General features: G+C 61.2%; 14 protein-coding genes. 10 read left to right on the top strand and 4 right to left on the bottom strand.

All coding sequences use genetic code 11. From position 1 onward, the window contains the following. Nucleotides 1-68: 68 nt before the first annotated feature. From Q0M35_RS13675 to ribD, 4 genes are all read left to right on the top strand, one after another. Nucleotides 69-482: a hypothetical protein gene (locus Q0M35_RS13675; RefSeq protein ID WP_295316228.1), complete on the top strand. Its 414-nt coding sequence runs from the start codon at nucleotides 69-71 to the stop codon at nucleotides 480-482. A 17-nt stretch (nucleotides 483-499) separates the two neighbouring features. Then, complete coding sequence (locus tag Q0M35_RS13670; RefSeq protein ID WP_295316235.1) at nucleotides 500-916, top strand: secondary thiamine-phosphate synthase enzyme YjbQ; 417 nt, start codon at nucleotides 500-502, stop codon at nucleotides 914-916. Nucleotides 917-1,050: 134 nt separating this feature from the next. Next, nucleotides 1,051-1,518 (top strand): transcriptional regulator NrdR, encoded by a 468-nt coding sequence (nrdR, locus tag Q0M35_RS13665; protein WP_169639892.1) that lies wholly within the window; start codon nucleotides 1,051-1,053, stop codon nucleotides 1,516-1,518. A gap of 17 nt (nucleotides 1,519-1,535) precedes the next feature. Further along, nucleotides 1,536-2,612 (top strand): bifunctional diaminohydroxyphosphoribosylaminopyrimidine deaminase/5-amino-6-(5-phosphoribosylamino)uracil reductase RibD, encoded by a 1,077-nt coding sequence (ribD, locus tag Q0M35_RS13660; RefSeq protein WP_295316233.1) that lies wholly within the window; start codon nucleotides 1,536-1,538, stop codon nucleotides 2,610-2,612. Between the two features lie 11 nt (nucleotides 2,613-2,623). Here the strand turns inward: ribD and Q0M35_RS13655 are convergent, their stop codons facing one another. The 3 genes from Q0M35_RS13655 to Q0M35_RS13645 all read right to left on the bottom strand — a co-directional run bounded on the left by Q0M35_RS13655 (nucleotide 2,624) and on the right by Q0M35_RS13645 (nucleotide 7,159). Beyond that, nucleotides 2,624-4,639, bottom strand: coding sequence for a capsular polysaccharide biosynthesis protein (locus Q0M35_RS13655; protein ID WP_295316224.1), 2,016 nt, complete (start codon nucleotides 4,637-4,639; stop codon nucleotides 2,624-2,626). An 8-nt stretch (nucleotides 4,640-4,647) separates the two neighbouring features. After that, nucleotides 4,648-5,781: a polysaccharide biosynthesis/export family protein gene (locus Q0M35_RS13650; protein ID WP_295316222.1), complete on the bottom strand. Its 1,134-nt coding sequence runs from the start codon at nucleotides 5,779-5,781 to the stop codon at nucleotides 4,648-4,650. Between the two features lie 97 nt (nucleotides 5,782-5,878). Further along, nucleotides 5,879-7,159, bottom strand: coding sequence for a capsule biosynthesis protein CapA (locus tag Q0M35_RS13645; RefSeq protein WP_295316220.1), 1,281 nt, complete (start codon nucleotides 7,157-7,159; stop codon nucleotides 5,879-5,881). Between the two features lie 187 nt (nucleotides 7,160-7,346). Between Q0M35_RS13645 and Q0M35_RS13640 the strand changes: the two genes are divergently transcribed. From Q0M35_RS13640 to Q0M35_RS13615, 6 genes are all read left to right on the top strand, one after another. Continuing rightward, a complete protein-coding gene (locus Q0M35_RS13640) occupies nucleotides 7,347-7,940 on the top strand; it encodes a riboflavin synthase (RefSeq protein ID WP_295316218.1) in 594 nt (197 codons plus the stop codon). 71 nt (nucleotides 7,941-8,011) lie between these two features. Further along, nucleotides 8,012-9,136, top strand: coding sequence for a 3,4-dihydroxy-2-butanone-4-phosphate synthase (gene ribB / locus Q0M35_RS13635; RefSeq protein WP_295316216.1), 1,125 nt, complete (start codon nucleotides 8,012-8,014; stop codon nucleotides 9,134-9,136). A 3-nt stretch (nucleotides 9,137-9,139) separates the two neighbouring features. Then, complete coding sequence (locus Q0M35_RS13630; RefSeq protein WP_295316214.1) at nucleotides 9,140-9,691, top strand: 6,7-dimethyl-8-ribityllumazine synthase; 552 nt, start codon at nucleotides 9,140-9,142, stop codon at nucleotides 9,689-9,691. Next, nucleotides 9,688-10,170 (top strand): transcription antitermination factor NusB, encoded by a 483-nt coding sequence (nusB, locus tag Q0M35_RS13625; protein WP_295316212.1) that lies wholly within the window; start codon nucleotides 9,688-9,690, stop codon nucleotides 10,168-10,170. Before Q0M35_RS13630 ends, nusB begins: the two co-directional genes overlap by 4 nt. A 63-nt stretch (nucleotides 10,171-10,233) precedes the next feature. After that, complete coding sequence (locus tag Q0M35_RS13620) at nucleotides 10,234-10,473, top strand: hypothetical protein (RefSeq protein WP_295316210.1); 240 nt, start codon at nucleotides 10,234-10,236, stop codon at nucleotides 10,471-10,473. 546 nt (nucleotides 10,474-11,019) lie between these two features. Beyond that, a complete protein-coding gene (locus tag Q0M35_RS13615) occupies nucleotides 11,020-11,478 on the top strand; it encodes an MmcB family DNA repair protein (protein ID WP_295316208.1) in 459 nt (152 codons plus the stop codon). Here the strand turns inward: Q0M35_RS13615 and Q0M35_RS13610 are convergent. Next, a complete protein-coding gene (locus Q0M35_RS13610) occupies nucleotides 11,475-11,630 on the bottom strand; it encodes a DUF6324 family protein (protein ID WP_295316231.1) in 156 nt (51 codons plus the stop codon). The genes Q0M35_RS13615 and Q0M35_RS13610 overlap by 4 nt on opposite strands. Between the last annotated feature and the right edge of the window lie 2 nt (nucleotides 11,631-11,632).

The raw sequence follows: 11,632 nt of genomic DNA, 5'->3' as shown, positions 1-11,632 counted from the left end.
TGATTTCCCCAAAACCGGTCCGTATCGTATATTTCTCCGGATAAAGCGGTTTCAACGGAGACAAAAAGATGCGGGTAATTGTTCTGACAGCGGCAGCGCTTGCCTTTGCGGTTCCGGTTGCGGCGAAGACATACCGGGCGATCAACTGGCTGCCGGTCATACCGCTTACAAATGACACCTTTGAAGTGATTGAAGACCGGGGCGCGGGCCCGCGGGGGATATGGTGTGCAGCGGCGGATTATACCCGCGCGATCGGGCGGGATACGACACGCAAACGGCTCTATATACTTGAGGCCCGGGGCCCGTCGAAACGGGTAAAAGGTGCCAAGAGCGTGGTGTTCACGCTGGAGCCGGATGAAGAGCTTGCACGATCCCCGCAGTCCTATTCGCTTTCGGTGCGCCGGGTCGGCGATAATCTGGCGGTAAGTCACGCGCTGAACTTCTGCGATCTGCCGGTCGATGAGTTCCTCGACCGTTTCTGAGTTCGCATTCAGGAGATCTGATGCACATTTTCGACATTCAGACGGACGGCCCGGGGCTTTATGAGTTCACCGGTGATGTCAGGCACTGGCTGAACGGTCAGGGTGACGGGGCTGTTGTGCTGATGGTCAGGCATACTTCGGCCTCGCTGATAATCCAGGAAAATGCCGACAGGGATGTGCAGCGCGATCTGCGCGCGTTCTTCGACCGTCTTGTGCCGTCTGCCGATGATCCGTCCATGCAGTATCTGAGACATACCGCCGAAGGGCCCGACGATATGCCGGCCCATCTCAAGGCCGCGATGATGCCGGTCAGCCTGACCATTCCGGTCACCGGTGGACGGCCGGTGCTCGGAACATGGCAGGGGATCTATCTGTTTGAGCACCGGACCCGCCCGCACGGCCGCGAAGTTGCCGCTCAGTTCCTAAGCGCATAAACGCCACACCATCCCACTATACTGAGGGGGTGCAATTCAGTACTACCCAAAACCCAGGTCGTATCCTATAAGTATCCACAAGTGGGGCGGTGATCCCACAACTGAGGCAGAGACTTGAAGAAGGGGGACGGCCCATGCGCTGCCCGTTTTGCGGAAACATCGATACCCAGGTAAAAGACAGCCGTCCCGCTGAAGACCATGTGTCCATCCGGCGCCGGCGCTTTTGTCCGGCCTGCGGAGGGCGGTTCACAACCTACGAACGGGTGCAGTTGCGGGACCTGGTGGTTATTAAATCCAACGGCAAGCGTGAGGATTTCGACCGCGACAAGCTCGAGCGTTCCATCCGCATTTCGATGCAGAAACGCCCTATTGATCCTGAGCGCATTGATCAGATGATCTCAGGTATTGTGCGGCGTCTTGAGAGCATGGGCGAGACCGACATCAATTCCAAACAGATCGGTGAGATCGTGATGGAGGCGCTGGCCCGGATCGATACCGTAGCCTACGTGCGGTTTGCGAGTGTTTACAAGAACTTCCAGGCTGCTGATGACTTTGATAAATTTGTGAGCGAGCTGCGGCCGGACGTGCCGCCCGAAGAGTGAGCGACCCCCGGCGCTTTATGGCGCTGGCGCTTTCACTGGGCCGGCGGGGGCTTGGCCGTGTCTCGCCGAACCCGGCAGTTGGCTGCGTGATCGTGCACGAGGGCCGCATTGTCGGCCGGGGCTGGACACAGCCGGGTGGGCGGCCTCATGCCGAAACCGAAGCCCTGCGACAGGCGGCCGGGGCGGCCCGCGGTGCAGATGTTTATGTCACGCTCGAGCCCTGCGCGCATCACGGTCAGACACCGCCCTGTGCGGAGGCGCTTATCACGGCAGGTGTTGCGCGGGTTTTCGTGGCCACGGGCGATCCTGACGCGCGTGTGGCGGGACAGGGGCTGCAAATGCTGCGCGATGCCGGCATTACCGTTGAGACCGGGCTGCTGGAGCACGAGGCCCGTCTTGCGAATGCCGGTTTCTTTGCAAAAACGGAACTCGACCGTCCGTTCCTGACGCTCAAGCTTGCGGCCAGTCTTGATGGCCGCATCGCGACCGCCACCGGCGAAAGTAAATGGATCACCGGCCCTGAGGCCAGGCGCATGGTTCATGCGCAGCGCGCGTGCCACGATGCGGTCATGGTCGGCGGTGGCACGGCGCGCAAGGATGACCCGGCACTGACGGTGCGAGACCTCGGGATCTCTCAACAGCCTGCCCGCGTTGTCATCAGTCGCCGGCTTGATCTGCCGCTGATGAGCACGCTCGCGCGCACCGCGCGCGAGGTGCCTGTACTTCTTTGTCACGGACATGACGCCGACCGGGCACTGAGACAGACCTGGGAAGAGCTTGGCGCTGTTTTGCTGCCCTGCGAGGCCGCGGGTGGGCAGCTTGACCCTGCGGATGTGCTGCGACAGCTCGCCGGGTACGGGATCAGCCGGATCTTTTGCGAGGGCGGCAGCGCGCTCGCCGCTTCACTCATTGAGGCAGATCTCGTCGATGAACTGATCAGTTTTACCGCAGGTCTTGGCATCGGTGCCGAAGGGTTGCCGTCGGTCGGCGCGCTGGGTCTGGACCGGCTCAGTCAGGCGTCACGCTTCGAACTTGCCGGGACACGTCCCGCAGGCGCTGATGTAATGACCATATGGCGCAGGCCCGGGCTCTGATCGGGATCTTATCAGCGCCAGCGGTGGGCCTGGCCTGCGAAAAGCCCCTGCAGTTTTGCCAGAAGGCGATTTTTCAGACCCGGTCGTGGCAGCCTGGCTGAGGCAAGACGCGCGACCGCAACCTCGACGGGGCAGGGCAGGCCCGTCACCGGGTCCATGTAGCGCGGATAATCGATGAGTGCGGCGTGCACGAGACCTTCAAGGGAAGGCGTCGCCCGGCGCCTAGGTGGCACATCGCCGAGATCCGACGTGAGCCCCCATCCTGCATAAAAGGGCACGCCGCATGTCGTGACCGGCAGGCTTCGCAAGAGCGCCTCGAACCCCAGAAGCGAGGTCATCGTCCAGACTTCCTGTACCTCATTCAGCAATGCCGCCGGATCCACATTGCTGACCACGAGATCGGCAAGACCCTCTGGTATCGTACCCCCGGGCCGCAGGCCGGCGTCTGCATCAGGGTGAGGTTTATAGATCAGCATGGCATCAGGCCGTTCGGCGCGCGCCCGGCGGAGCAGCGCTTCGTTGGTGCGGATATCTGTCGTGCCTGCGGTCACCGATGCATCATCCGGGACCTGGCCCACGACCAGCACCCGGTGTCCGTCCGGCAGCGGGGGCGGCGGCCCGCCGGTCGTGTATTTGCTGAGCCCGTGCTGTTTCAGGCTCCGGATCAGTGCGCGTGCGCGGGCCTCCTGGTCGGGACGCAGGTCTGCACGTTCTGTGATCAGCGCTTCCAGCCGGGACGGCTCAGAGGGGTCATAGTAAATTCCCGGCCCGTCCACGATCAGCGACAAAGGTGGTATCAGATCCGCCCCGAGACCACGCGACCGCAGAAAGCCGTCCTCAGTGCGCATAGCATCTCCGTGTCCAACTGCGGCCTTGCTGGCCCAGACCATCCACGGCCGACCGGTGGCGCGCGCCTTGCCGGGGTCGTCTTCGAACACCACCGGCTGATGGCGTCCGAACATCTTTTGCAGGCTGTCACGTTTCCAGCCGCGCATGGCCGAGGCGACCCAGCCATGCCGGTCTTCGCGCCAGGTGCGTGCTTGTGCTGCTAGGTTTTCCAGCGCGTCCTCAAACGGGCAGAGCGTGTCGGTGAAGGGGCTGTACCATTTCGGGTAAAGCATCATCGCACCGGCAAAAAGCTGCGCGCGGGTCAGGCGGCGCTGCCGTCGCTGCACCGGAAACTCATCCGCAGTGAGACCCCAGCCCGCATAGAAAGGCTGGCCAAAAACGCGTGGCTTATGGCCTGCGAAAATCGCTTCGAAGCCCAGCTGTGAAGAAACAGTGTAGACCCCCAGAGCCCCTTCAAAAAGGAGTTGCGGGCTGACCGGATCGGTCAGAAACCGCACGGTGTCGTCCGCGTCTGCTTCTTCAAAATACCCTGGCCTGAATCCCTGGGCGGTTTCGGGGTGGGATTTGATGACAACTGGTGCACCCGGATGCTCTTCGCGCGCCATGAACAGCATCTCCAGAAACCGGTTCCGGTCCGCACCGCAGGCGGTTACCGAGGCATCGCCCCGGGTCTGATCGATGACCAGCACATAGCCGGGTGACGGCAGGGGCAGGGCAGGGTCGGTCGCTGCGAACTTTGACAGATGTGTTTCAGCCATGCGGGCGATTGCGGCCCGGGCGCGGTTCAGAAGCGCTGTGTCGTCCAGCGGATGGGTGGCGAGCAGTTCCTCAAGATCCGACACCACCGAAGCGTCAAAATGTGCGCCCTTTTCGTCGATCACGAGGCCGGCGGTAGGTTCTCCTGCGCGCCCGGGATGCAGCGAGCGCAGGAAGGCGTCCTCGATGCGGATCACCGCTGATCCTCGTTTGTCTGCCACGGCTTCGCCGCGATGCGCGGTCGGACTTTGGCCCCAGACGCCAACGGCATCGCCGTCGCCCGGAGCGCCGAGTTTCACGTCAAAGCCTGAAAGCGTGAGAATCCGTCTGACCCGCTGTTCAGTGAGAAACCCGCCGTTATAGACGAAAAGCCGCCGGTTCTTTTCAGAACCGGCGGCCCCGGGGTCAGACAGGCTGCCCATGGTCGGTGTCAGTTCGCCAGCTGATCGATGGAGGCGGCGGGCCCGAGGAGTGAGCCGACGAGACCGGATACGGCTTTGTTCCACTGGGCGAGGGGCGCTTCGGTGACATAAAGCGTGTCGCCGTCCCGGATCACGAAATCACGGGCCCGGAAAAGACCATTGGGCTCGGTCAGATCCATCACATAGATCATGCGCTGCTCACCAATCAGGTCGTTGCGCCCCAGCACGTCGGCGACAATCTCGGGGCTTTCATTGCGGAGGATGAATATGCCTGTTGCATCTGACGCGCTCGGGATCAGGCCACCGACCTGGGCGATTGCCTCCAGTGCGGAGATATTCTGTGAGCGGAAGGCGACACGGGCCTGGGTGCCGGTCGCGCCAAGGGCGGTAAAGGACCGGGTGTCTTCTTCGACGAGGATGCGATCACCGCCCCGCAGGGCGATATCAAGCTGCGGATGCGAATAGAGATCCTGGAACCAGATGCGGCCGCGCTGGCCTGCCCGCAGCACAGTGATCTGGGCGATCTCCGGCTCAATGGTGACGCCGCCGGCGCGGGCCAGCATGGTCGAAAGCGTGCGGGTGGGACGTTCAATCGGATAAACGCCCTGGCCGCCGATTGATCCGATAAGCGACACGGTTGAGCCGTCGCCCGCCATGCGACGCACTTCGACCTGCGGGTCTGGTGTTTGTTCTTCCAGCCGCTCTGTAATTATGCGGCGGATGGCTTCGGGCGAGTTTCCGGAGGCTTTGATGCGGCCGGCATAGGGAACAAAGATGAATCCCTGGCCGTCGACCTGGACGGTTTCCAGCAGGGTGGCGTTCTGCGTCTCGCCCGCCAGCAACCCGTCATCCACGTTTTCCCAGATCGTCAGGCCCAGAACATCGCCGGCCTGAATGGTGTCTGAGCCGACGACGCCCGCGTTTCTGAAGCTTTCAGAAAACCCCAGCGCGGGTACGACGGCTGTAGCCCGCGTGACCCTGTCATTCACTGCGACAACGAAGGCGTCGCCCTGCTGCTGTACGGAGCCGCTGTAAATTTCGGATTTGTTCGGCCCAACCTTGGGAAGGCCGCATGATGCAACTACTGCGAAAACCGCAATAGCCGCGATGGGACGGACCCACCGGAATGCTTCAGGTGCCACTGCTCGGTCTCCTCGACCTGTAATTCTGCCTCAGATTGCCGGTTTTCCCGACATAATTGACATGAGCCTAGCGGTGGTCTTTGCCGAAATCCAGTGTTTACGAGACATGACGGTGACTTACGAGCCGCAACTGTTGCGGATGCGCCGCGGTCGGACCGGTGCGCTCCGCGCGGCATTCACGTGCCTGGAGTAGCCTGTCGGTCGCGAGGCGCAGCACCTGGCGGCGTCCGGCGGCTGCGTAAAAGCTGCCCGGTATCTGGCTGGTTTCCAACAGAAAATCGCGAAAAAGCGCATAGGCCGCAGGGTCAGGACGGTCCGGATCGGCAAAAAAACCGGCCACCGGCTGGTGCGACACCAGCCCCGGCTTGTCATAAACGGCCCGACCGAAGATGCGCAGCGGCAGACCGCGCCAGATCGCCTGCTGCCCGGCCGTCGAGTTAACGGTCACGGCGCTTACCGCGTCATTCAGCAGCCCGGCAAGTTTGCCGCCATCGACGTAATGCACGCGATCACTGAGGCCATGCGCCTGTGCAAGACGCCGGATTGTCTGGCGCAGCGGTGCGCGCCCGTCTTCCAGCGGGTGGGCCTTGAAAACCAGGTGATGATGGGCGGGCGCGCCCCCGGCAAAGCCTCTGATGACCGCCTCCAGAAACCCGGTCTGCGTGGTGAACGGCGAATGCATCTGGAAAGAGCTGTCATGTTCCAGCTGTAAAAGAGCGAGGTGATACGGCCAGCCTCCCCGCCGGATCCGCCATGTGGCCAGACGACGTTCGATTGAGCGCAGCGGCATCAGGCCCAGACGCCGGACGTAGAGCAGGAATTCCGAGCGGACGCTGAGCGCGCGGTGGGGTCGGAATGTCCGGTAGCGCCGGTTAAAGAACATAACAAAGAAGTGGTAGAGCGCGCCATAGAACACGTGATGCCAGAGTGCGCCCCAGTGGGCGGGGGGCACCGGGCGCTGCCGCTCAGCGGTCTCGCGCAGGTGCCTGATATCCTCCAGCGACAGATCCATCAGCCGTGAATTGCCATTCGTGCCGCCCTGCTCCAGCGTGACCCACCAGGGGCGCAGATACCCTTCCTCGAACACATGAACGGTGACATCCGCCGCGCGGGCTTTCGCGATGGCTTCGGCATGGACAGGCCGAACGTCCCCGTAAAGCACCACATCGGTCACGCCGTGCTGCGCGAGCAGAGCCTCAAACGCTGCAGGCCAGTCCTCCATACGACCGCGCCATGGAATATAGGTCTTTCTGTCCGGCCAGAAGACCGCATCTCCGGCATTGAACCCGACGCGCAGGACACCGGCCCCGGTACTGCTGAGCGCGCGGCCGAGTTGCCCGAAAAACGGACCATGAGGCCCCTGCAACAACAGAAACATACGCGGGGCGATGGGTGCAGGGTCGTCCAGGTGTTTGCCTTTTTTGCTGAAAGGGTCCGGCGCATCGGATCAGGTTGTGGTTAACAAACTATTACAGCGGGACTTTGACGGGGCAAGAGCGGCTCTTGTCACAGGGCCGCGCCACCGCTAGGTCAGGGGCATCACGCGAGATCAGAGGCACGGCGCAATGTTCACGGGCATTATCACCGATATCGGCACCATCACTGAAACCAAGCAGGAAGGCGACCTGCGGGCGCGCATCCGGACGGCTTATGACACGACGCGCATAGATATGGGGGCCTCCATTGCATCGGACGGCGTCTGTCTAACGGTCGTGGATCTGGGGCCTGACTGGTACGAAGTTCAGATCAGTGCAGAGACCGTAAGCAAGACCAATCTGACCACATGGGCGCCCGGCAAGCGGGTCAACCTTGAACGCGCGTTGCGGGTCGGGGACGAACTCGGCGGGCATATCGTTTCGGGTCATGTCGATGGCGTTGCTGAGGTGGTATCGGTAACCGACGAGGGCGACAGCACGCGGGTCATTCTGCGCGCGCCTGAAGGTCTTGCGAAATTCATCGCGCCGAAAGGGTCCGTGGCGCTCAACGGCACCTCGCTGACCGTGAATGAAGTTGAGGGTCGCGAATTCGGGGTCAATTTTATTCCGCACACAAAAACCGCAACGACGTGGGGTGATGTGGCTACCGGCGACCGGGTCAATCTGGAAATCGATACGCTTGCCCGCTATGTCGCCCGGCTCGCGGATATGCACAACACCTGAGCGGTGGCCCGGGTGGTAAAGCCGCGTGGCCTCGGTTATGTGGCAGCAGGAAAACGACGAAAGCTGCAACCATGAGTTTTGAAACCCCGGGGCCCGTCGAGGCGAACCTGCGCGATGCAATCTCACCGATTGCCGAGATCATCGCTGAGGCGGCTGCGGGCCGCATGTTCATCCTGGTGGATCATGAGGATCGCGAAAACGAGGGCGATCTTGTTATCCCCGCGCAGTTTGCCGATGCGACAGCGATCAACTTCATGGCAATGCACGGGCGCGGGCTGATCTGTCTGCCCCTGACATCCGAACGGATCGACACGCTTGGGCTGCCGATGATGGCTGTGAACAATTCCTCCAGGCACGAGACAGCCTTTACTGTTTCTATTGAGGCGCGTGAGGGTGTGAGCACCGGTATTTCCGCCGCTGACCGCGCGCTGACGGTGGCCACCGCAATCAATGAAAGCAAGGGGCAGGCCGATATCGCAACCCCCGGCCACGTTTTTCCGCTGCGTGCGCGCGACGGTGGCGTGCTGGTGCGTGCCGGTCACACGGAGGCTGCGGTGGACATCAGCCGCCTCGCCGGGCTGCACCCGTCGGGTGTGATCTGTGAGATTATGAAACCCGACGGTGACATGGCCCGTTTGCCGGATCTGGTGGAGATAGCTCACACTCACGGGCTGAAAATCGGCACGATCAGCGATCTGATTGCCTATCGGCATCAGCACGACAATTTGCTGCGTCTGCGTGACCAGCGCACGGTCACGTCGGCCTATGGCGGTGACTGGGAAATGCGTATTTTCGCCGATCAGATCACCGGTACGGATCATGTTGTGCTGACAAAAGGCAATATCGCAACGCCCGAACCTGTTCTGGTGCGTACCCATGCGCTCAACGCACTTGAGGATGTGCTCGGGCTCGGGCCGTCGCCCGCGGATGAATTGCCGCGTGCCATGAAGATCATCGCCCGCGAGGGCCGGGGGGCCGTACTGCTTTTCCGGGAGCCGCACCCGAAGCTGCGTCTGGACAGCGATGACGAAGACGCGCCGCGCACGATTAAACGCACAGGCACCGGCGCTCAGATCATGTCAACGCTGGGCCTGTCGGATCTGATCCTGCTCACGGACAGCCCGCAGACCAAATACACCGGGCTTGAAGCCTATAATCTGCGCATCACCGGCACCCGCCCGATTACGGAGGACTGATCTATGGCAGCAAGTGAACAGCATTACACTCCGGCGCGACCGTGCTTCGATAAACCGGTTAAACTGTTGATCGTGGTGGCACCTTATTACAAAGACATCGCCGACAATCTGGTCGCCGGCGCCAGTGCCGAAACCGAGGCTGCCGGCGGCTCATGGGAACTTGTTGAAGTGCCAGGCGCACTGGAAGTGCCGACGGCCATCGGCATCTCTGACCGGGGCAGCAATTTCGACGGCTACGTGGCGCTGGGCTGCGTGATCCGGGGAGAGACCACACATTACGAAACGGTCTGCAACGACAGCTCACGCGCGATTCAGTTGCTCGGGCTGCAGGGGCTGTGCATCGGCAACGGTATCCTGACTGTGGAAAACCGCAAACAGGCCGAAGTCCGTGCTGATCCTGAGGGTCAGAACAAAGGCGGCGGGGCCGCAGCGGCAGCCTTGCATCTTATCGCGCTCACCCGTAAGTGGGGCGCCCGGACAAAAGGCATCGGATTCAAACCGGCAGGCGAAAGCTATCGCATTGCCGGCGCATCAGACGGATCAAAGACTACATGACAACTGCCCACGGCAATCTTTCCGGCAATCAGCGCCGCAAAATGAAATCGGCCGCACGGCTTTATGCAGTGCAGGCGCTGTTTCAGATGGAACATTCCGGTCAGACGGTCGAAGCCGTGCGTCGTGAGTTTCTCGATCACCGTTTCGGCGCGGTCTACGAAGGCTCTGAGATGCTGGACGGTGATATGGATCTTTTCGCTGATGTCCTTGATCAGGCGGTGAACCACCAGGCGGCGATTGACCAGATGACCGACCGTGCCCTGGTTGCCAAATGGCCGATAGCGCGGATTGATCCCACACTGCGCGCTCTGTTCCGGGCCGCCGGCGCTGAGCTGCAGGCAAAGGACGCTCCCCCAAAGGTTGTTATCACCGAATATGTCGATGTGGCACGGGCATTTTTTCCGGACGGCAAAGAGCCGCGATTTGTGAATGCGGTCATCGACCATATGGCGCGTGAGGCACAGCCCGACGCATTTTGACGCAAAGTCCGTGCGCGCTATTCTATGTCGGAGGGCCATGAGGCCGCAGAGCAGGAGCTGGCAATGCCACAGGTCGTCAGACTTTATATCCACAGTGCCCTGGCCGGGTTTGTTCTGGCTGGCATTTTCACCGGTCTGGTGCTCTGGCTGAATGTCGGCAACCTTTGGCACCTTGTCTCGGGGTCCGATGTGGCGGTTATGGCGGTTACCGTTTTCTGGGTGCTTAACGGAATTGTCTTTTCAGGTGTGCAGTTTGCCTGGGGTATCACGCGGGCGGCAAGCCCGTATGATCAGGAGCAATAACCACCTTCGAAAGCCCCGGCACGGCCCGGATGGCGGACAGATAAGCAACGGGCTGCACATTTGTGATTATATGCGATGCGGCTCTGGACTTTTGGCGCAGAACGCCCATTTAATATAGCAAAGGAGTCACAGGACATGTTTGATTTCATCTCTCGTTTCATAAGCACCCTCTTTGCTCAGCCTCAGCGTGACGAGCTGCTGATCCGTGTGCGTGTCGAAGAGAAATCTCCGCTGCACCGCCGCCGCTGAACGCGATGCTGCAGGTGTTCCGGCGGAGAGAAGCGGGTGTGACGGGCCCGCTGTAACCGTTTGGTTCTGTATTCCCGAGGACCTGTATATACAGGTGGGCGCCGGATAAACTGACCAGGGTCAGAACAGAGCCAGCTCCCTCGGATTTGCTTAAGGCCACTGGAACGTAACCAGTCACGAGAAAAGCAGCACCCGTCATCAACCTACTTAGGGATGCAACCCTTTCCGGACAAGAGTGATCGATCCGGTTTCCACAAAATCCTTGCGAGATGTTCTTGCTATGTTCATATTTGCGACATGGCGCATGATGATCTTCAGACCTTTCAGGCCGGCCAGCTTCTGGCGCGTGGTACGGCCAGGCTGCTGGCGGGATACGGATTTGTCAGCATTGAGGAATTCGTGCCTGCGCGCGGGCTGCGGGTCGATGTGATCGGTCTGGGGCCAAAGGGAGATATCTGGATCGTCGAATGCAAATCGTCGCGCGCGGATTACCAGTCAGATCAGAAATGGCGGGGCTACCTGGAATGGTGCGACAGATTTTTCTGGGCCGTCGATGAGGCCTTTCCGGAGGAACTTCTGCCCGACGATACCGGGCTGATCATCGGTGATGCTTATGGTGCCGAGATTATCAGGATGGGTCCTGAGGACCGGCTGGCCGCACCGCGCCGGAAGGGCATCACCCATAAGATTGCCACCACGGCCGCACGTCGCCTGCACAGCCTGCGCGACCCGGATATGGGCCAGGAGTGGGGTTAGCGCCTCGTGCCGGACATGGCACGGGCTCGTGCGGCGGCTGCTGATATTTCTTCTGCAATTTCCAGCGCATCGTCAGGCGTGAAATCCATAGGAATTTCAACGCCGTCCGCTTCGACGTAAATGCGCACCATGCCCTTGTCGGTCGGCCCGATCT

It is taken from the genome of Roseobacter sp. (assembly GCF_024639605.1).
Lineage (GTDB): Bacteria > Pseudomonadota > Alphaproteobacteria > Rhodobacterales > Rhodobacteraceae > Roseobacter.
Note: the sequence above shows the minus strand (reverse complement) of the source record. Positions and strands in the feature narration are given on the sequence as shown.

Excerpts from the sequence above, each read along its gene's own strand:
- Q0M35_RS13675 (WP_295316228.1), top strand. The coding sequence starts at position 69 with ATGCGGGTAATTGTTCTGACAGCGGCAGCGCTTGCCTTTGCGGTTCCG.
- nrdR (WP_169639892.1), top strand. The coding sequence starts at position 1,051 with ATGCGCTGCCCGTTTTGCGGAAACATCGATACCCAGGTAAAAGACAGC.
- ribD (WP_295316233.1), top strand. The coding sequence starts at position 1,536 with ATGGCGCTGGCGCTTTCACTGGGCCGGCGGGGGCTTGGCCGTGTCTCG.
- Q0M35_RS13655 (WP_295316224.1), bottom strand. The coding sequence starts at position 4,639 with ATGGGCAGCCTGTCTGACCCCGGGGCCGCCGGTTCTGAAAAGAACCGG.
- Q0M35_RS13645 (WP_295316220.1), bottom strand. The coding sequence starts at position 7,159 with ATGTTTCTGTTGTTGCAGGGGCCTCATGGTCCGTTTTTCGGGCAACTC.
- Q0M35_RS13640 (WP_295316218.1), top strand. The coding sequence starts at position 7,347 with ATGTTCACGGGCATTATCACCGATATCGGCACCATCACTGAAACCAAG.
- ribB (WP_295316216.1), top strand. The coding sequence starts at position 8,012 with ATGAGTTTTGAAACCCCGGGGCCCGTCGAGGCGAACCTGCGCGATGCA.
- Q0M35_RS13630 (WP_295316214.1), top strand. The coding sequence starts at position 9,140 with ATGGCAGCAAGTGAACAGCATTACACTCCGGCGCGACCGTGCTTCGAT.
- nusB (WP_295316212.1), top strand. The coding sequence starts at position 9,688 with ATGACAACTGCCCACGGCAATCTTTCCGGCAATCAGCGCCGCAAAATG.
- Q0M35_RS13620 (WP_295316210.1), top strand. The coding sequence starts at position 10,234 with ATGCCACAGGTCGTCAGACTTTATATCCACAGTGCCCTGGCCGGGTTT.
- Q0M35_RS13615 (WP_295316208.1), top strand. The coding sequence starts at position 11,020 with ATGGCGCATGATGATCTTCAGACCTTTCAGGCCGGCCAGCTTCTGGCG.